This is a genomic window from Pseudomonas sp. BNK-15 (assembly GCF_047456105.1).
Classification (GTDB): domain Bacteria; phylum Pseudomonadota; class Gammaproteobacteria; order Pseudomonadales; family Pseudomonadaceae; genus Aquipseudomonas; species Aquipseudomonas putida_E.
Genome location: NZ_CP179898.1, coordinates 1,381,419 through 1,399,341, shown reverse-complemented (window position 1 = coordinate 1,399,341; position 17,923 = coordinate 1,381,419). Strand labels below are relative to the sequence as shown.

At 58.4% G+C, this 17,923-nt stretch carries 19 protein-coding genes and 1 riboswitch; of the genes, 16 read left to right on the top strand and 3 right to left on the bottom strand.

Annotated features, from left to right (window positions below):
• Positions 1 to 7 precede the first annotated feature (7 nt).
• Positions 8 to 559, top strand: coding sequence for a single-stranded DNA-binding protein (locus ACMGF5_RS06325; protein WP_012316509.1), 552 nt, complete (start codon positions 8 to 10; stop codon positions 557 to 559).
• 93 nt (positions 560 to 652) lie between these two features.
• Here ACMGF5_RS06325 and ACMGF5_RS06320 read toward each other — a convergent pair whose 3' ends face one another.
• Positions 653 to 826, bottom strand: coding sequence for a heme-binding protein (locus ACMGF5_RS06320; protein WP_237860337.1), 174 nt, complete (start codon positions 824 to 826; stop codon positions 653 to 655).
• Between the two features lie 903 nt (positions 827 to 1,729).
• On the opposite strand from ACMGF5_RS06320, the gene ACMGF5_RS06315 reads away from it, so the two are divergent.
• The 9 genes from ACMGF5_RS06315 to ACMGF5_RS06275 all read left to right on the top strand — a co-directional run bounded on the left by ACMGF5_RS06315 (position 1,730) and on the right by ACMGF5_RS06275 (position 8,989).
• Complete coding sequence (locus tag ACMGF5_RS06315; RefSeq protein ID WP_046788130.1) at positions 1,730 to 2,479, top strand: hypothetical protein; 750 nt, start codon at positions 1,730 to 1,732, stop codon at positions 2,477 to 2,479.
• Positions 2,480 to 2,496: 17 nt separating this feature from the next.
• The gene (locus ACMGF5_RS06310) at positions 2,497 to 2,955 is read left to right on the top strand and encodes a VOC family protein (protein ID WP_046788129.1); all 459 of its coding nucleotides are present in this window, start codon (positions 2,497 to 2,499) and stop codon (positions 2,953 to 2,955) included.
• Positions 2,952 to 3,398, top strand: coding sequence for a DUF3291 domain-containing protein (locus ACMGF5_RS06305; protein ID WP_046788128.1), 447 nt, complete (start codon positions 2,952 to 2,954; stop codon positions 3,396 to 3,398). The genes ACMGF5_RS06310 and ACMGF5_RS06305 overlap by 4 nt, the downstream gene beginning before the upstream one ends.
• 9 nt (positions 3,399 to 3,407) lie before the next feature.
• Positions 3,408 to 4,283 (top strand): iron-containing redox enzyme family protein, encoded by an 876-nt coding sequence (locus ACMGF5_RS06300; protein WP_080952214.1) that lies wholly within the window; start codon positions 3,408 to 3,410, stop codon positions 4,281 to 4,283.
• On the top strand, positions 4,280 to 5,512 hold the full coding sequence (locus tag ACMGF5_RS06295; protein ID WP_237860341.1) for an ATP-grasp domain-containing protein: 1,233 nt from the start codon (positions 4,280 to 4,282) through the stop codon (positions 5,510 to 5,512). The genes ACMGF5_RS06300 and ACMGF5_RS06295 overlap by 4 nt, the downstream gene beginning before the upstream one ends.
• Positions 5,513 to 5,551: 39 nt before the next feature.
• Positions 5,552 to 6,778 carry a cation:proton antiporter gene (locus tag ACMGF5_RS06290; RefSeq protein WP_414157655.1) on the top strand — a complete coding sequence of 409 codons (1,227 nt, stop codon included), beginning with the start codon at positions 5,552 to 5,554 and terminating at the stop codon, positions 6,776 to 6,778.
• 87 nt (positions 6,779 to 6,865) lie between these two features.
• Entirely contained in the window at positions 6,866 to 7,735 is an 870-nt protein-coding gene (locus ACMGF5_RS06285; RefSeq protein WP_046788125.1) for a DMT family transporter, read from the top strand.
• A gap of 104 nt (positions 7,736 to 7,839) precedes the next feature.
• Positions 7,840 to 8,775: a LysR family transcriptional regulator gene (locus ACMGF5_RS06280; RefSeq protein ID WP_125924559.1), complete on the top strand. Its 936-nt coding sequence runs from the start codon at positions 7,840 to 7,842 to the stop codon at positions 8,773 to 8,775.
• 37 nt (positions 8,776 to 8,812) lie between these two features.
• Positions 8,813 to 8,989 carry a rubredoxin gene (locus tag ACMGF5_RS06275; protein WP_046788123.1) on the top strand — a complete coding sequence of 59 codons (177 nt, stop codon included), beginning with the start codon at positions 8,813 to 8,815 and terminating at the stop codon, positions 8,987 to 8,989.
• A gap of 201 nt (positions 8,990 to 9,190) precedes the next feature.
• Here the strand turns inward: ACMGF5_RS06275 and ACMGF5_RS06270 are convergent, their stop codons facing one another.
• The gene (locus tag ACMGF5_RS06270) at positions 9,191 to 10,624 is read right to left on the bottom strand and encodes a TolC family outer membrane protein (protein ID WP_115273751.1); all 1,434 of its coding nucleotides are present in this window, start codon (positions 10,622 to 10,624) and stop codon (positions 9,191 to 9,193) included.
• A 161-nt stretch (positions 10,625 to 10,785) separates the two neighbouring features.
• A riboswitch (TPP riboswitch) is annotated at positions 10,786 to 10,892 on the top strand.
• Between the two features lie 156 nt (positions 10,893 to 11,048).
• Between ACMGF5_RS06270 and thiC the strand changes: the two genes are divergently transcribed.
• Together thiC and cytX are read left to right on the top strand one after the other, a co-directional pair.
• Entirely contained in the window at positions 11,049 to 12,935 is a 1,887-nt protein-coding gene (thiC, locus tag ACMGF5_RS06265; protein WP_046788121.1) for a phosphomethylpyrimidine synthase ThiC, read from the top strand.
• A gap of 93 nt (positions 12,936 to 13,028) precedes the next feature.
• A complete protein-coding gene (gene cytX, locus ACMGF5_RS06260; protein ID WP_046788120.1) occupies positions 13,029 to 14,312 on the top strand; it encodes a putative hydroxymethylpyrimidine transporter CytX in 1,284 nt (427 codons plus the stop codon).
• Here the strand turns inward: cytX and ACMGF5_RS06255 are convergent.
• Complete coding sequence (locus ACMGF5_RS06255; protein ID WP_115273752.1) at positions 14,281 to 15,027, bottom strand: RsiV family protein; 747 nt, start codon at positions 15,025 to 15,027, stop codon at positions 14,281 to 14,283. The genes cytX and ACMGF5_RS06255 overlap by 32 nt on opposite strands.
• 185 nt (positions 15,028 to 15,212) lie before the next feature.
• Here ACMGF5_RS06255 and ACMGF5_RS06250 point away from each other — a divergent pair, with 185 nt between their 5' ends.
• The 4 genes from ACMGF5_RS06250 (at position 15,213) to ACMGF5_RS06235 (ending at position 17,903) form a co-directional block, all read left to right on the top strand.
• Complete coding sequence (locus tag ACMGF5_RS06250; RefSeq protein WP_012316503.1) at positions 15,213 to 15,830, top strand: NUDIX domain-containing protein; 618 nt, start codon at positions 15,213 to 15,215, stop codon at positions 15,828 to 15,830.
• Entirely contained in the window at positions 15,821 to 16,273 is a 453-nt protein-coding gene (locus ACMGF5_RS06245) for a DUF1249 domain-containing protein (protein WP_042111790.1), read from the top strand. The genes ACMGF5_RS06250 and ACMGF5_RS06245 overlap by 10 nt, the downstream gene beginning before the upstream one ends.
• A gap of 84 nt (positions 16,274 to 16,357) precedes the next feature.
• On the top strand, positions 16,358 to 17,161 hold the full coding sequence (gene cpdA / locus ACMGF5_RS06240; protein ID WP_115273753.1) for a 3',5'-cyclic-AMP phosphodiesterase: 804 nt from the start codon (positions 16,358 to 16,360) through the stop codon (positions 17,159 to 17,161).
• A 133-nt stretch (positions 17,162 to 17,294) separates the two neighbouring features.
• Entirely contained in the window at positions 17,295 to 17,903 is a 609-nt protein-coding gene (locus tag ACMGF5_RS06235) for a YqiA/YcfP family alpha/beta fold hydrolase (RefSeq protein ID WP_115273754.1), read from the top strand.
• Positions 17,904 to 17,923 lie beyond the last annotated feature (20 nt).

The following is a 17,923-nucleotide window of genomic DNA, read 5'->3' as shown; positions in this document are numbered from 1 at the left end:
GAACGTTATGGCCCGTGGGGTTAACAAAGTCATTCTGGTCGGCACCTGTGGCCAGGATCCCGAAGTCCGCTACCTGCCCAACGGTAACGCCGTGACCAACCTGAGCCTGGCTACCAGCGAGCAGTGGACCGACAAGCAGTCGGGCCAAAAGGTCGAGCGTACCGAGTGGCACCGTGTGTCGATGTTCGGCAAGGTTGCTGAAATCGCTGGCGAATACCTGCGCAAGGGTTCGCAGGTGTACATCGAAGGCAAGCTGCAGACCCGCGAGTGGGAAAAAGACGGCATCAAGCGTTACACCACCGAAATCATCGTCGACATGCAGGGCACCATGCAGCTGCTCGGTGGCCGTCCGCAGAACCAGCAAGGTGGCGGCGACCAGTACAACCAGGGTGGTGGTAACAACTACAACCAGGGTGGCCAGCAGCAACAGTACAACCAGGCCCCACCGCGTCAGCAGGCCCCGCGCCCGCAACAGGCCCAGCAGCGCCCAGCGCCGCAACAGCCCGCGCCACAGCCGGCTGCTGACTTTGACAGCTTTGATGACGATATTCCGTTCTGATAAAAACGGTCAGGCGTCGCGCTACACCGAAACCCAGGGCATTTGCCCTGGGTTTTTTCATATGTGAGTTCATACCCCGCTGTCCAGCGCTGCTTAGGCAAATTGCGCGTCCAGCTCAGGCGTTGCGTCGCTGATACCGATACCGCCGATGTGTTCGCCGTTCGCGTCCAGGATCGGCAGACCGCCACCCAGCAGCGTGAAACCTGGCAGTGACGCGTATGGCTTTGCTGGCAGCGCAGCGCTTCGCTTGCCATCAGTCCTCGACATGGTGGCCGCAGAGCCGATCAAGAACGTGCTCCACTAGTGAAAGGGCGATCTCGCTAGCATGGATGCTATTGCTCAGCATGTTCAGGCCGGGTTCGCCCGCCCGAGCTCGGCAGCGTTCTCAATGGTTTCGATGACGTCGCTTAGCAGTTCGCTGACGTGGGGCAGGACGTTGGGTGGATACATATCGGATTGGACGGTGAATAATGGTGTGATGGCAGGTTTGCGGGGGGGGCAATCTTTTCATGGCATGTGAACTTTGTTCGGCTTAAGGAAACTGCCACCTAAATCTTTCTTACGGATTATGGTTGGCAGCCGTGCAAGGGGTGAGAAACCGAGGAACAAATGCAAACCTCGCCAGGACAAGCCTGCCTGCGCACGGCCGCCATAACTGCGATGCATTGTATCAGTCGGGTTCTCACGGCCGGTTGTCTAAACGACCCTAAAACGTTATCCCTGAGGCATTTCCCAGACAGCAGCGATACTTCAGCAGCGCGAGTAGGGCAATTCCCAAGCATGCTGATTCTGAAGCATTTGGTTTAAGGTTCAGAAATGTCTTACGGCAAATGGATGTATTGCTTCTGGGTGCATGGCAGGAAATGTGGTGGGGCCCGATGTGTTTGGCGCAAAAATTCAGCGCCCATGATATCGACCCGCCCGCGCGTCGCGGGCAAACCGCCTCATACTCGATCCGGCGTTTCTGAGTCGAAGAGCCCGGGTGAGTATAAGGGACATTTAAGAGTCCGATGTGCCGAATCAAAGAAGGCGCGATACTTTCAATAGGGCATTACATGGTTTGAGGAAGGAGTGCAAGTCTGCGTGTGGGGTATATCCGTGCAGGTTGAGGGGGTAGGATTTGAACGTGCCATTAAACACGTGACCCCTTAACAAATACGGAGTGTTCATATGTCAGAGCGTGCTGCTGTTAAACAAAATCTGGAGCAAGTCACAGATATACTGAGGTCCGATCCTTTCGAAGGGCGAGACTTTTTCTGGGAACAGCATCGGTTTGCCAGGGATGGATACTTGAAGATTAATAACCTGATCCATCCTGAAGTACGCGATCAAATTTCTGTCGATGTGAAGTACCTCTTGGCAAATTTTTCAAAGCGCCGGGATTTTTTGATTGAATCGACGGGCAACACGCCGCGCTATTTGAGTAACGTTCCTCAGGAAAGCATCGAAGCCCATGGGCGGTATATTCCGCATGCTTATAGGTCTCGCTACCTGAGTAGTTTGATCAGTCACATAGTTAAGGAGGAGGTTATCCCAACCCCTTGGAAGTGGGATAACTTCATCATTAACAGTCAGCATAAGTCAGGTGATACCCATGGTTGGCATTGGGGCGACTACCCCTACACGATCATTTGGATCGTCGAGGCACCGGCACTCGAGGCAGGAGGTTTGTTGGAGTGCGTACCGCATACGTATTGGGATAAGCAGAACCCCCGAGTAGAAAACTTATTGGTGGAAAACAAGATCGACTCCTACTTCCACGTCACAGGTGATGTCTATCTGCTCAAGGCAGACACCACGCTGCATCGGGTTAAACCACTGACACAAGATGTCACCCGCATCATTCTCAACACCACGTGGGAAAGGGCGAGGGACAAGGATCGGGAAGTCGAGCACGAAACCTTCGTCTTCCGGGATTGAAGTTTGAGGATTAGCGCATGACCAAGGTCAAATACTCACACGCTAACCTGATCGCCACTGACTGGAAAAAGATAGCCAAGTTCTATGTTGATGTATTTGGCTGTGTTCCGGTCGGCCCTGTGCGTCGGCTTTCAGGGCAATCGGTGGCAGATGGTACCGGGTTGATAAAACCGGAGATCGAAGGCATACATCTTCGGTTGCCCGGTAACGGGGAGGGCGGGCCGACGCTAGAAGTATTTCAGTATTGTCATTTTCATGATGAACCGGAAAAGTTTGCCAATTCGCGCGGCTTTAGCCACATCGCATTTGAAGTTTCCGACGTGGAAGCTGTATGTGCAAAAGTGATCAGCTCAGGTGGATGGCTGCTAGGGAAGTTGGCGAGGCAGCCTGTCGAGGGGGTAGGTATTTGCACCTTCATATACGTCCGTGATCCCGATCGAAACATTATCGAACTCCAGGCCTGGGAGGCACCATGAAGCGTGTACTTGCACATTTCGATCTGGTGAAACCCAAGTTTCCCAAGGGAGACACCAGAATGGAAGAGTTCTATGCCTCGACCAGCTATGTGAACGCTCTAGCTGAGCAACATCCGGGGTTCATCTGGCGTGAGACCGAAGAGGATCAGCCGCTGCTGGATCAGTTATGGGGCGAGGGTTATCTCTACACGCTCTCGCTGTGGAGGGACGTCGAATCACTCAAGGACTTTCTCTATAACACCTCGCACAAGTCATTCATGCGGCGTGGAAGGGAGTGGTTCGAGCCCATCTTACGCCCCCGGGTAGTGTTGTGGTGGGTCGAGGAAAGTCATATCCCCACCTTACGCGAGGCCCATACCCGACTCACGCGATTGCACGAGGTTGGGCCATCTCATGACGCTTTTGACCTGCGCTGCAGCGAAGTACCGACCGTTCTGTACTGAGGAGTGGAGATGAAAGAATTAGCTCGGAATACACAACAGCAACTTGCCGACTATTATCGCTGTTTTCTCGGAGATCCGGCACAACTTGTGGCTGCACGGCAATCGGTCAGATTGGCCCGCAACATTGTGGAGCAGATGGAGGATGAATGGACCGCGGTCGAGGAGGGCCTAGTTGATCTGCGTGACCTGCCCACTACACAGGATGCATTTCTCTCGTGGTACGTCATGTACGAGAAGAGGATCAATGAAGATATTCGCTTCTTCGTGGACTTCATGCGCCACCAGGCCAGTTCTGAACAGGTCGCTTACTACATCTGCATGGAGGAAATGGTTGATGGTTCTTTCGATGACCTGATGGCAGTGGCTCAGTTGGGTATGCCGATTCGGTGCAAGATGGTCGCCGGCGAGAACTATTGGGATGAAATGGGCAATGGAGACTTCGCCGCCGTGCACACCACGATGTTCCGCACCTCTTCCAGCTACATGCGTGATCTGTTGGAAAAGGCGGGTGTCAGCGTGCAGGTGCCCCCCCTTGAGTGCCTGATGAATGGCAACATCCTGCTGATGTGGGCCGTACGCCGCGAGTTCAACATGCGCCTTATCGGTGCGATGGGGTTGGTGGAGGGATCGGCGCCGGTACGCTTTGGTGCCACCACGGCGGCCATGGAGCGCTTGGGCTTGCCAAAAGACGTGATCGCCTATCACAAGGCCCATATCAGCATCGACACCCGGCACAGCGCCGCCTGGTACGAAACAGTGCTGCAGCATTACGCGGCGGGTGGTGAGGATGTAGTGCGCGAACTCTCTCTGGGCGTGATGATCCGCTACAACGTCGCGCTGCGTTACTACCACTACATGTATAAGACCATGCGGAGCCTGGGATGATAACTCATCGACAGACGGTGGTCGTCATCGACCCGATCAGTTCGGCCCGGCGCTATGGACATGATATTCGCCGTAAGGGTTATCACGCGTTGGCCCTAGTGACCCGCAAGCAATTTCCCGGGCGTTTGCAGAAGCTGCATGGAGTCGACGAATTCGACGAGGTGGTGCATGTCGAGAACCTGGAACAGGCGAAGATCAGCATGGCCGGAAGAGAGGTGCATGCGGTCATCCCCGGTTCCGATTCTGCATTGCGAATAAGCGACGGGTTGGCGGCTCACTTGGGCTTGGCGGGCAACCCGATCCCAACCTGTGCTGCGCGGATCAACAAGCTTGAAATGAAGCGTCGTCTGCAACACGAGGGCGTCCCGGTCATGCCTGCGTTCAGGCTTTCCAGGAATGACCTGGCCGAGGGCCATGATCCGGGTATTGCTTTCCCCGTGGTGGTTAAGCCGACCGAGGGCACAGGTGCGAGGAATGTTAAGGTCTGCCAGTCCAGAGGTGATATGTACAAGGCTCTGGGGGCCATCGAAAGCAATTTCGAGCCTGGAGCGCAGGAGGAAAAGCATGCTTTGGTGGAGGCGTATGTCGAAGGCCCTGAATACTTTATTGTTACTGCAAATCTGGGGGTGTCGGGGCGACAGATTCTCTGCTTCGCCGAATACGAAAAGATCCGCGTCGGCGACCACCCCAGTGTCTATCGCAACATTCGATCCATTTCGCCCTTAAGCGATCAGGCGCGCCAGGCATTTGCCTACATATCCGAAGTCAACTCGGCCATCGAGGCCAACATTGGCATCAACGATATTGAGTTCAAGATCAACTCGGCGGGACACTTCATCATCGAACAGAACGGCCGCCTGCCCGGTGCAAATGTGCCTTCATTGATCGAGTTGTGCACCGGGCTTAACTGCTACGACCTCAACATAGATATCTATTTGGGTCATGCGCCGCTCACCTTGGCAGTCCCGCACTACGACAAGCATTTCTGTATCTGTTGCCTGATTTCTGAACAGAGCGGCACTGTGACGGGAATTGAAGGTATCACGCTGATCGAAGAGCTCGATTCGTTTCATGAGCTTGGCTTTTTTGTGGAGAAAGGCGAGGCCATCAAGGCGACACGAGACTTTCTGTCGGCTTGGGGTTTTGTCTACCTCATCCATAAGGATCCTGAAGTACTGCGCAGGCATTCGGATACCGTTCATGAGCGTCTGAAGCTGGCGTTTGCCTAGCTAGAGGATCAACGGCAGGTGTTGGGTGAGGGCAAATCCATGTCGAACTGGTTAGTGCTGGTGTGTTTGATCTTGCTCGCCTGTGCAGTCTGCGGGCGTGTGGCTACGATGCTTGGCCAGAACCGGGTAATCGGGGAAATCGTTGCCGGTATACTGCTGGGTCCCACTTTGTTAGGGGCTTGGTTTCCGCAAGTGTCGGCAAAGGTGCTGACACCTGAATCGATAGAGATTGTCCGAGCGCTCGGCGAACTGGGGCTGATCATGCTGATGGTCGAAGTTCCCTGGCATGCCGCAGGTGTCGGAGAGTGGCGGGGAGGGCAACGTGCCCCGGCCTTGATCGCGAGTCTCGGAATCGTGCTGTCGTTCTTCATCGGCTGTGTCATCGGCGCCTGGTCGAAACCGTCTATTGCGCCGACGCCGCCCTATTGGTCCTACGTGATCTTCTGTGGGGTCGCACTGTCGGTGACAGCGCTGCCGGTGTTGGTGAGGATAATCCAGGAGCATGGAGGCATTGATGGGCAAGCCGGTCGATTGTCGCTCTCGGCGGCGGTGTATACCGATGTGTTCGCCTGGTTTGCACTGGCGATGGTGTTGGCATTGCACTTAGGTGGGGCGGGCGGCGTGTCCGAGAGCTTACTCAAGGTATGCGGTCTTTTGGCTTATGCCGGTCTGATGTTCGTAGTGGTCCGCCCATGGCTGAAAAACCGCATCGCTCACACTGCATTAAGTGAGCGTTCCCGTGTCGCAGTTGCCTTGGTCTATTGCCTGGGATCAGCGCAGGTTACCGCGATGCTCGGTTTCCACCAGGCCATCGGCGCGGTCATGGCGGCCTACGTGTTTCACGACCTGTTCTCGATGGAGCAGGCATGGCGACGCTGGATCGGCAGGTTCGGTCATCTTTTTCTTACCCCGATTTTCTTTGCCTGCTCAGGTATTCAGGTTTCGCTGGCCGCTTTCGGGGAGCCTAGTCTTTGGTTGTGGCTGCTGTTGTTCCTGCTGGGTGGGACTATCGGCAAAGTGCTGGGCTCATATATAGGTGCTAGGGCATCGGGGTTGAGACCAATTGTTTCCATTGAAGTCGGCGTACTGATGAATACGAAAGGTCTTGTGGATTTGGTTGTGCTTGGCGTAGGACTCGAGGTAGGAGTGTTGTCGGAAAGTTCCTATAGTGTTCTTTTGGTACTGGCTATTGTTTCAACTGCATTGACTAATCCGCTAATTTCGTTGCTGGCTTCGCGCTCGCGAAAGAGTATGCCGGGTTTATAAGGCCCCGTCCCGCGGGGTTTGATTTTTGTCATAAACCCGACTACTGTCTGGAGCGATCAGGGATCATTTATAATAAGGAACATTGCCTTGGACGTATTCATGGGGTTGCTGGCGGCGGCGTTCTGGGGAGCGACGGACTTTTTGGTCGGCGTGAACGCACGAGCAGTTGGGGTTAAACGAGCGGTGTTTTTCGGGCAGTTGCTGGGCTTTGTTCTAATGGCAATTATTATTGTCTTTTCAGCCAGTCAGTTGGAAAAGTTCATGTCTGCGCCTTGGCGCGCGCTAGGTGTTGGGGTAGTAGCATCTTTATGTACCGTTGTGGGGGCATTGGCGCTGTCGAAGGCATTTGCTGCTGGCAAAACTGCAGTTGTGGCGCCCCTAGTCACCTCGTATGGCGTTTTTACCACCCTGTTGGCGTGGCTGGGGGGGGACGCCCTGTCAGGGTGGCAGGTGAGCGGTATTCTCGTTTGCTTCTTCGGGGTTTTACTGGCCAGCCGAAGTCATCATGACGGTGATTTCGAGCGCAGGATCACCAGCACGATATCTGTAGGGTTTGCCTTGCTGGCGGCCATGCTTTACGGCATCAGCTTCTGGATTCAGGGCAAGTACGCCTTGCCGCAGCTGGGGCCGGTTAACATGTTGGCGCTGGGCTATGCAGTGGGGGTCATGTTTCTAATCCCTGAGGGATTCAAGTTGCTGCGGGACCACGCGACGATCAGCTTGAAGACCTTCGGTTCACTGTGCGGCGCCAGTCTTTTGAACCTGGGCGGGTTCTCCGCGTTTTCTTGGGGCGCACTCAATGGCTCGGTTTCCGTCGTCACCGTCATCAGTACCCTGTCGGGCGGCATTGCTGCGATCCTAGGGTACTTCTTTTATCGCGAGCGGCTGTCGGTCACTCAGGTTGGTGGGGTCAGTCTGGTGTTGTTAGGGGCTGTGCTTCTGCATCTTTACGGATGAAGCTTTTTCGCAGCGATGCAATTTTTTGCGGTGATTTCTTTTGGGGCCCTTTGCCAAGGGCGTATGTTTTAGTTGCTGGCCTAAAGATATGAGTGGTCATAATAATGGACTATCGAGGCTATCTTCCAAAAAGTCATGTAGATATGTTGCCTTGCATGGCGGCATTTGCTGTTGTTGTTGAGGCGGGAAGCTTTGTGGATGCGTCGGCCCGGCTAGGACTGACTGCATCCGCAGTCAGCAAGCAAGTATCGAAGCTTGAGAATGCATTATCGATTCGATTGCTCGAACGCAGCACTCGGCAGCTGAAAGTCAATGCCGAGGGGGCTCAGGTCTATTCACATTGCAAAGAGCTGCTTGAGTCTTCGGCGAATATATTTAGGCTCAAGGAGCGATTTCTTGAGAGTCCGCAAGGACTTATTCGCATCGCGGTCCCACGGTCCTTGTATGGAACATGTCATCAACTTATTCCCGAATTTCTCGAGCGTTACCCGGGTGTGAATGTGCAGCTCATTTCGAATGAGGGAGCTTTGGACTTCATCGCTGAAAGCATAGACATCGGTATCAGAATTACCGATACCCCGCCGTTAGGGTTGGTCGCGCGCAAGTTATTCCCTGTCGACTTTGTAGTCTGTGCTGCAGGCAGCTACATAGAAAAATATGGTCGACCGGTACACCCTTCCGAGTTGGCGGAGCACAGTTGCATACCTTTTTCCGACTTCAGCGAAAGCCAGACCTGGGAATTTTTATCGGCGCAAGGTGCTTGTGACGTCAGTTTTTCAGGTCGCTACGTTTCAGACAGTGCGGAAGCTGTATTGAACGCAACCCTCTCGGGGCTGGGTATTTCCTGTCTTCCTGCCAGGCTGGCTGGCCAAGCGATTGCCGTCAACGACTTGGTGGAAGTGCTGCCCGAGTGGAAGTACGTGGGGGCTTTGCAGGGAATGGCGTGGATCCTCCATCAACCTGGGCGACATGTGTCACAGAAGGTCAAGGTGATGGTCGATTACCTGGTCTGCGCATTACGCAGGACAGGGCGAGCCTGAGAGCAGGATCACTGACGCAGTCGACAAGGAGATAGCGATGAAGGCACGGGTTGCCGAGTACTATTGTGAAACCTGCTGGTATTCCTACGACCCGGCACGGGGTGATCCGGAAAATGGTATCGAACCGGGTACGGCATTCGAAGATGTTCCGCAGCAATGGTGCTGTCCCGACTGCGGCCTGGGCAAGGAGGCTTTCGTCCCCCAGGAGCGTTGAGCGCTGGGCAGTGACACTCGCTGCCGATTCCCTGACCCATGTCATCGCACCTTCCCGATTTTTGACTAGTCTTGCCTACTGGCGGCCAGCAAAAATCCGCCACCGTGACTACCAAGAGGCGTCGGTCATGTTCCGTGCGTCCACCACACTGGCGCAAGCCCTGTGGGTGCAGGTTTACCCGCGAAGAAACCAGCGCCTACCTCAAGGCCTGCGTTCGAAGTTCTTCGCCGCTGCCGCCGCCAGGTCCGGTGGCAGGAAGTCCTTGTCCGGGTTGTAGTCCGCCTTCAGGTACCGCTTGAGGTCCACCAGGTCCTGTGGGCTCAAGGTGCCGGCCGCCTGCTTCAGGCTCAGGTTGTCGAGAATGTAGTCGTACCGGCTGTTGTTGTAGTCGCGAACCGAGGTGTACAGCTGGCGCTGGGCATCGAGCACGTCGACGATGTTGCGGGTACCGACCTGGTAACCGATCTCGGTGGCTTCCAGCGCGCTCTGGTTGGAAATGATCGACTGCTTGCGCGCTTGCACCTGTTCCACATCGGTATTCACGGCACGGTGCAGGTTGCGTGTGTTCTCCACCACCTGGCGGCGCAGGCTCTCGCGTTGTTGCTCGCTCTGGCTCAGGCGCTGGTATGCCTCGCGTACCTGCGAGCTGGTCAGGCCGCCGCTGTAGATCGGAATGTTCAGTTGCAGGCCGATGCTGGTCTGCTCCACGTCACCGCTATAGCGCACGCCCAGTTGCGAAGGGTTGGTGAAGCCCAGGCTGTCGTTGTCGCCTTTCTGGTACTTGGCTACCGCATCCAGGGTCGGGGCGTGGCCGGCCTTGCGCTGGCGCAGGGTTTCTTCGGCGGCATCGACTGCGTAGTTGGTTGCCAGCAGGTTGAGGTTCTGCCGCCCGGCAGTCTCGACCCAGGCCTTGGCATCGTTGGGCGTGGGCACCTGTATGGGCAAGGTGTGGACAACGCCCTGGATCGACGTGTATTCGCGGTTGGTGAGGGTCACCAATGCCTCGAAGGCATCCTGCACCTGGCGTTCGGCGATGATCCGGTTGGCCCGGGCGGTGTCATAGCTGGCCTGGGACTGCAGCACGTCGGTCTTGTCGGACAGGCCGACATCGAAACGTTCGTTGGACTGGTCGAGCTGGCGCTTGAAAGCCGATTCTTCGGCCTTGGTGGCTGCAAGGTTGTCCTGGGCTCGCAGCACGGCAAAGTAGCTTTGCGCGGTCTGCAGGATCAGATTCTGTTCGGTGGCAGACAACTCCAGCGCTGCCTGCTCATTGACAGCTTCGGCGGCCTGCAACTGGAACCAGCGGTCGGCACGGAAGACAGGTTGCGCCAGGGTTGCACTCCAGGCGTTGCCGCTGCGGTTGGAGGTGATCGAGGGTTCGTCGAGCTTGGTGCGGGTGTTCATCATTTCGGCACCTGCCGACAGGTTGGGCAGCAGGCCGGCGCGGGCCTGGGGCACCACTTCGCGGCGCGCGCCATAATCGGCGCGGGCGGCGGCAAGATCGGCGTTGTTGTCGACCGCTTCCTGGTAGACGCTGACCAGGTCAGTCTTGACCGTCATGGGCACATCCGCTGCCCAGGCCACTCCGTTGGACGCACAAGACACGGCAATCGCCAGTGAAAGTTTGCGCAGCATAGAGGCAATCCTTGTACGAAATTTAATTACTGAACTGTTGAGTATCGAGCGTTGGGGCAGTGTAGTGCCATGCGCAACTGGCAACAATCGTTGGCTGTGCCTTTCATCATCCCCCCGTTTTACACGCTTGGCTTTGCCGGCCACTCCAGTCTAGACTGCGCACGTTCTTGTCGGGGTGCCTTGAAGCAAAGGCTGAGATCGCATAGGTGCGGATCCCGTTGAACCTGATCAGGTTAGCGCCTGCGTAGGGAACAAGATTGCTCGCCTTCCCGGGGAGCCTCTTGTGCCAGGTCCGGGAATGTCGCAGCTGCAAGCAGCTCAAGGCACTCCATGTATCCGGCACTGCATGCCCGCCAAGGGGTGCGTCCGCGTCTTTCAGGTTCTCCCCGACATTCCACCGCTAGGAAGCTGTCTGGAGCCTGTGATGAGCAAACAAGAAAAAACGATCAACCTCAGCGAGTCGGCGCAAGTCGATCAGCAGTCCGTGCAACCCTTCCCGCGTTCGCGCAAGGTCTATGTCGAGGGCTCGCGCCCGGACATCCGCGTGCCGATGCGCGAAATCAGCTTGCACGACACCCCCACCGACTTTGGCGGCGAAGCCAACGCGCCGGTGATGGTCTATGACACTTCCGGCCCCTACACCGATCCCGACGTCATCATCGATGTGCGCAAAGGCCTGGCCGATGTGCGTTCGGCCTGGATCGACGCCCGTGGCGATACCGAGCGCCTGGGTGGGCTGAGCTCGAACTTCGGCCAGCAGCGGCTGAACGACGCCGAACTGGCCAAGCTGCGCTTCAACCATGTGCGCAACCCGCGCCGCGCCAAGGCTGGCGCCAACGTCTCGCAGATGCACTACGCCCGCCAGGGCATCATCACCGCCGAGATGGAATACGTCGCCATCCGCGAGAACATGAAGCTGCAGGAGGCCCGCGCTGCTGGCTTGCTCAAGCAGCAGCACGCCGGCCACAGCTTCGGCGCCAACATCCCCAAAGAGATCACCGCCGAATTCGTGCGCGAGGAAATCGCCCGCGGCCGCGCGATCATCCCGGCCAACATCAACCACACGGAACTGGAGCCGATGATCATCGGCCGCAACTTCCTGGTGAAGATCAACGGCAACATCGGCAACAGCGCCCTGGGTTCCTCGATCGAGGAGGAAGTGGCCAAGCTGACCTGGGGTATTCGCTGGGGCTCGGACACGGTCATGGACCTTTCGACCGGCAAGCACATCCATGAAACCCGCGAGTGGATCATCCGCAACTCGCCGGTACCCATCGGTACCGTACCGATCTACCAGGCCCTGGAGAAGGTCGGCGGGGTTGCCGAGGACCTGACCTGGGAGCTGTTCCGTGACACGCTGATCGAGCAGGCCGAGCAGGGCGTGGACTACTTCACCATCCATGCTGGCGTGCTGCTGCGCTACGTGCCACTGACCGCCAAGCGGGTCACCGGTATCGTCAGCCGCGGGGGGTCGATCATGGCCAAGTGGTGCCTGGCGCATCACCAGGAGAATTTCCTGTACACGCATTTCGATGAGATCTGCGAAATCATGAAGGCTTACGACGTGAGCTTCTCGCTCGGTGACGGGCTACGCCCAGGCTCGATTGCCGATGCCAACGACGCTGCGCAATTCGGTGAGCTGGAAACCCTTGGCGAGCTGACCAAGATCGCCTGGAAGCACGACGTGCAGTGCATGATCGAAGGCCCTGGCCATGTGCCGATGCAGCTCATCAAAGAGAATATGGACAAGCAGCTGGAGTGCTGCGACGAAGCGCCGTTCTACACCCTCGGCCCTTTGACCACCGACATTGCGCCTGGTTACGACCACATCACCTCGGGCATCGGTGCGGCCATGATCGGCTGGTTCGGCTGCGCCATGCTGTGCTACGTCACCCCCAAGGAGCACCTGGGCCTGCCGAACAAGGATGACGTCAAGACCGGCATCATCACTTACAAGATCGCCGCGCATGCAGCCGACCTTGCCAAGGGCCACCCGGGCGCGCAGATCCGTGACAATGCCCTGTCCAAGGCGCGTTTCGAGTTCCGCTGGGAGGACCAGTTCAACCTGGGCCTGGACCCTGACACCGCACGTGCCTTCCACGATGAAACCCTGCCGAAGGAATCGGCTAAGGTCGCGCACTTCTGCTCGATGTGCGGGCCGAAGTTCTGCTCGATGAAAATCACCCAGGAAGTACGGGAATACGCCGCCAACCTGCGCATCGATGCGGTGGATGTATCGGTTGAGGAGGGGATGCGCGAGCAGGCCGAACGGTTCCGCCAGGAAGGCAGCCAGCTGTACCACAAGGTGTAAGCCGCAGCGCTGATCTGTTGCAGGAGCGGCCTTGCCGGTGCGCCGCTCCTGCAACGACCGTGTCGATTTGTTTTCTTTTGTCGAGTAACAACAATGACAACTCCCAGCCATTTTTCCCCCGACCACCCTGTCCCCACCAGCCAACGCCCGTTCGGTGGTCGCGACCTGTTCTCGCTCTGGTTTTCCCTCGGTATCGGCCTGATGGTCCTGCAGGTCGGCGCGATGCTCGCTCCAGGCCTGGGCCTGGCCGGCGCGGTGCTGGCCATCGCCCTGGGCACCGGCGTGGGCGTGCTGCTGCTTGGGGCGGCAGGCGTGATTGGCAGCGATACGGGCCTTTGCGCCATGGCCACCCTGCGCCTGAGCCTGGGCAGCCAAGGCGTGCGCCTGCCAGCGCTGCTCAACCTGCTGCAACTGGTCGGTTGGGGCGCGTTCGAGATCATTGTCATGCGTGACGCCGCCAGCCTGCTCGGCGCGCGCACCTTCGGTGAAGGCAGTCTATGGAACAGCCCGATGTTCTGGACCCTCTGCTTCGGTGGCCTGGCTACGCTGCTCGCGGTCAGCGGGCCGCTGGCATTCGTGCGCAAGGTGCTGCGCAAATGGGGGATCTGGCTGTTGTTGGGCGCTTGCCTGTGGCTGACCTGGAACCTGTTCGCCAAGGCTGACCTGGGCGAGCTGTGGCGGCGCAGCGCAGATGGGTCGATGTCGCTGGCTGTGGGCTTCGACATCGTCATCGCCATGCCGCTGTCCTGGTTGCCATTGATCGCCGACTACTCACGTTTTGCCCGCAGCGCCAAGCGAGTGTTCGGCGGGACCGTGCTCGGTTACTTCATTGGCAATACCTGGTTGATGAGCCTTGGCGTGGCCTACACCCTGGCCTTTGCGCCGAGCGGTGAGGCCAATGCGCTGCTGCTGGCCCTGGCCGGTGCCGGGCTGGGTATTCCGTTGCTGCTGATTTTGCTGGACGAGTCGGAGAAGGCCTTTGCCGATATCCACTCGGCTGCGGTATCGACCAGTCTGCTGGTACGCCTGAAGGTCGAGTACCTGGCGTTGGGCATCGGTGTGCTATGCACCCTGATTGCCCTGCTGGCGCCGCTTGCCCAGTACGAAAACTTCCTGCTGCTGATCGGCTCGGTGTTCGCGCCGCTGTTCGGTGTGGTGCTGACGGACCACTTCGTGATCCGCCGCCGCCGCCTTCCAGCACAAATTGATGGTTTGCACTGGCAGGCGCTGCTGGCCTGGGCGGTGGGTGTGGTGGCCTATCACAGCATCGCTGCGCAAGCGCCAGAGTTCGGCGCTACCCTGCCGGCATTGTTGCTGGCGGGTGGGCTGCATGCGCTACTGAGTCTCAGCCGCGGCCGGGGAACAGTTCGGGCTTGAGCACGCCGTTCAGGCGTGGGTAGGGGATTTTCAACTCCACGTGGCCCATGGAGTAGGGCGCGATGGTATAGACCTCATATTTGACCACCACTGCGCCGTACGTCAGGGCGATGTGCGGCGACTTCTTGAATGGCCAGGTTTTGACGAACTCGGCATCCTTGTCCATGCCCACGCTGATCAACCAGGCGCGGTGCGATTCTTCTACCGTTTTCCAGAAGGTATCTTCCTGGCCCGGCACCAGCATGTCTTGCAGGGTCAGCACCTTGTCCAGCTTGCGCGAATAGTTGATGAAGCCCCGGCCTGGCATGCCATGGGCGCCGCCGCTGTCGAGGTAGCTGGACAGCTCGATGATCACCAGCCCGTCATGCTGTTCACGTACCTTGGCTTGCAGGTAGCTGCTGTTGCGTTTGTCGGCGGTGGCCAGGTATTGCTGCTCATACGCCTGCAAAGTGCTTGGTGCGGTGCCATGCTGGTTGTCTTCGGTCAGTTGCAGCAGGCGTTTTTCGACGATGCCGTCGAGCTTGGGCAGGTCCGGGAAGTGAATGGTGTCAATGTTCACCAGTGGGCAGTCACTCTCGCTGCAACCTGGCTTTACGTGCTCCCAGGCGTCGCGCTTTACCTCCAGTGGGGCACGGTAATTCGGCGCGAACAGGCTCTGGCAGGCACCGAGGGCCAAGGCCAGCACAGCCACGGCAGTCAGTTTGACAAGTGTCATGATGATCCTTGCAATACAGGGAAAAGTCGGCCTTTGACCGCCTGCGCGGCCTTCAGTTCGCCACTAAGCTAACAGAGAGAAGAGCCGCTGTCCCGACTGCGCGAACGGTTACCGGAAAGGGGTGAAACAGGCAGGCGTGCAGAGTAGGATGGCGCGAAGCAGTATTTGAGGTAATGAGGATTTCCATGTCAGACGCGTTGAATTCAGTGCCCAAGGGCTTCGACATCATCGAACGGGCCAATTGCTTCCAGGGCTTCTACAAGCTCGACAAGCTTCGCCTGCGCCATGAGCTGTTTGCCGGGGGCATGGGCCGCGAGATCAGCCGCGAACTGTTCGTGCGCCATGATGCCGTTTGCGTGCTGCCTTACGATCCACTGCGCGATGAAGTGGTGTTGATCGAGCAGTTTCGCGTCGGCGCGCTGGATAAAGTCGACAATCCCTGGCTGATCGAGATGGTCGCCGGCCTGATCGACAAGGACGAACAGCCTGAAGAGGTCGCTCATCGTGAAGCCGAAGAAGAAGCCGGTCTGACCTTCAGCGCCCTGTGGCCGATGACCCGTTATTTCCCATCGCCCGGCGGCAGTGATGAATACGTGCACCTGTTCCTTGGCCGCTGCAGCAGCGAAGGCGCCGGGGGGCTGCATGGCCTGGAAGAAGAGGGCGAAGATATCCGCGTGCGGGTCTGGTCGTTCGAAGATGCCTTGCAGGCCGTGCGCGACGGGCGCATCTGCAATGCGGCGACGATCATTGGCCTGCAATGGCTGGCGCTCAACAGAGATGAAGTACGAGGTATGTGGAAGTGAACCTGCTGCGTGAGCGTTATCGGGTCGATCTGGCCGGGCTGCAGGCAGCCTGTGAAGCCAACTACGCCCGGCTCATGCGCCTGCTTCCCGACATGCGTACCACCCAGAGTTCGCGCCGCATCGGCATGACCCAGGGCGACCAGATGCTCGGCGTGCTGGTGCTCGATGTGGTGCTGGCCTGCCCCTACACCACCACCCTGCGGGTGCGCCAGGAGCACAGCCTGCCTTGGCTGCCGGTGCCCCACCTGGAGGTGCAGGTGTACCACGATGCGCGCATGGCCGAAGTGGTCAGCGCCGAGCATACCCGGCGCCTGCGCAGCATCTACCCGTATCCCAACCAGTCCATGCACCAGCCGGATGAAAAGGCCCAGCTCAATCTGTTTCTCGGGGAATGGCTGAGCCACTGCCTGGCCTGTGGTCACGAGCTGGCAAGTGTGCGCTGAAATGTGATGCCGGTCGGTTTCGACTATTTGCTCGCAACCAATCCCCCGCCATAATTCGTGCTGAATTCCCCGAGGAGACGGCCGGTGCCGCACCCAGACCCCTCTCAGGCACCCGTATGCGTGGTGCAATTGACTGACGCTCACCTGTTCGCCGACCCTGCGGGCACGCTGCTGGGGCTGCGCACGCGCGACAGCCTGCGCCATGTGATCGCCCAGGTGCGCCGCGAACAGCCGTGTATCGATTTGCTGCTGTGCACCGGTGATCTTTCGCAGGATGGCAGTGCTGCCTCGTATCAGGCGTTCCGTGATCTGACGGGTGACTTCGCCGTACCGGCGCGCTGGTTGCCGGGTAATCATGATGAAGCCAGGGTCATGGCCGAGGTGGCGCCGGAGCTGGTGCAGGCGGTAACCGATATCGGCGCCTGGCGTATCATCATGCTCAATTCGGCGGTGCAAGGTGCGACCCATGGGCTGCTTGAGCCGGCACAGCTGTCGCTGCTCGATGATGCGCTGGTGTCGGCAGGGGGGCGCCATTGCCTGGTCTGCTGTCACCATCAACCTGTGGATATCGGCTGCGCCTGGATAGCACCGATCGGTTTGCGCAATGCTGACGAATTGTTGCGCCGGCTTGAGGGTTATCCACAGGTGAAGGCGCTGCTTTGGGGGCATATTCATCAGGAGTGGGATGAGCTGCGTGGCGGTTTGCGCCTGCTGGCCACGCCATCGACCTGCATACAGTTCGCCGCTTGTAGCGAAGACTTCAAGGTGAGCGAGGAGCAGCCGGGTTACCGGTGGTTGCGCCTGCATGCCGACGGGCGGCTGGAGACCGGGGTGCAGCGGGCCACGGACTTTGAGGTGAAGCTCGATTTTGATAGCCCGGGCTATTGAAACCAGGGGCCGCCGTGCAGCCCAAAAATTGTTGCGAAAAACCCGCCGCAGCGCCAAAACACGGCGAACACGCTACACTGCGCATCCCTGCGCCTCCACCATCGGGCGCGAAGCCAAAGATTCCGGGGGCAGCATGTCGGGTTCCATCCTCTATATCCATGGCTTGAACAGCTCACCGCTCTCCACCAAGGCGCGTCAGCTCCAGGCTGTGATGCAGCAGCTAGGCCTGTCAGGCCAGTTGCGCGTACCCGCCTTGCACCATCACCCGCGCCAGGCCATTGCACAGCTCGAAGCCGCCATCGCCGAACTGGGGGCGCCCCTGCTGGTCGGCAGTTCGCTCGGCGGCTACTATGCCACCCATCTGGCCGAGCGCCATGGCCTCAACGCCCTGCTGATCAACCCGGCGGTCACCCCGCACAAACTGTTCGACGGCTACCTGGGCACCCAGCGCAACCACTACAGCGGCGAAACCTGGGAACTGACCCACGATCATGTCCAGGCCCTCGCTGAACTGGAAGTGCCGGCCCCAGCGGACGCCAGGCGCTATCAAGTGTGGTTGCAGACCGCCGATGAAACCCTGGACTATCGACACGCCGAGCGTTATTACCGGGCGTGCGCGTTGCGTATCCAGGCCGGTGGCGACCATGGCTACCAGGGTTTTGCCGAACAGATACCAGCCCTGCTTGCCTTCGCCGGAGTTGCCCGGGGGCAGTATGCGGCGCTCGATTTTTCTGTATTTTGATTTTTTCGCATTCACCAGAC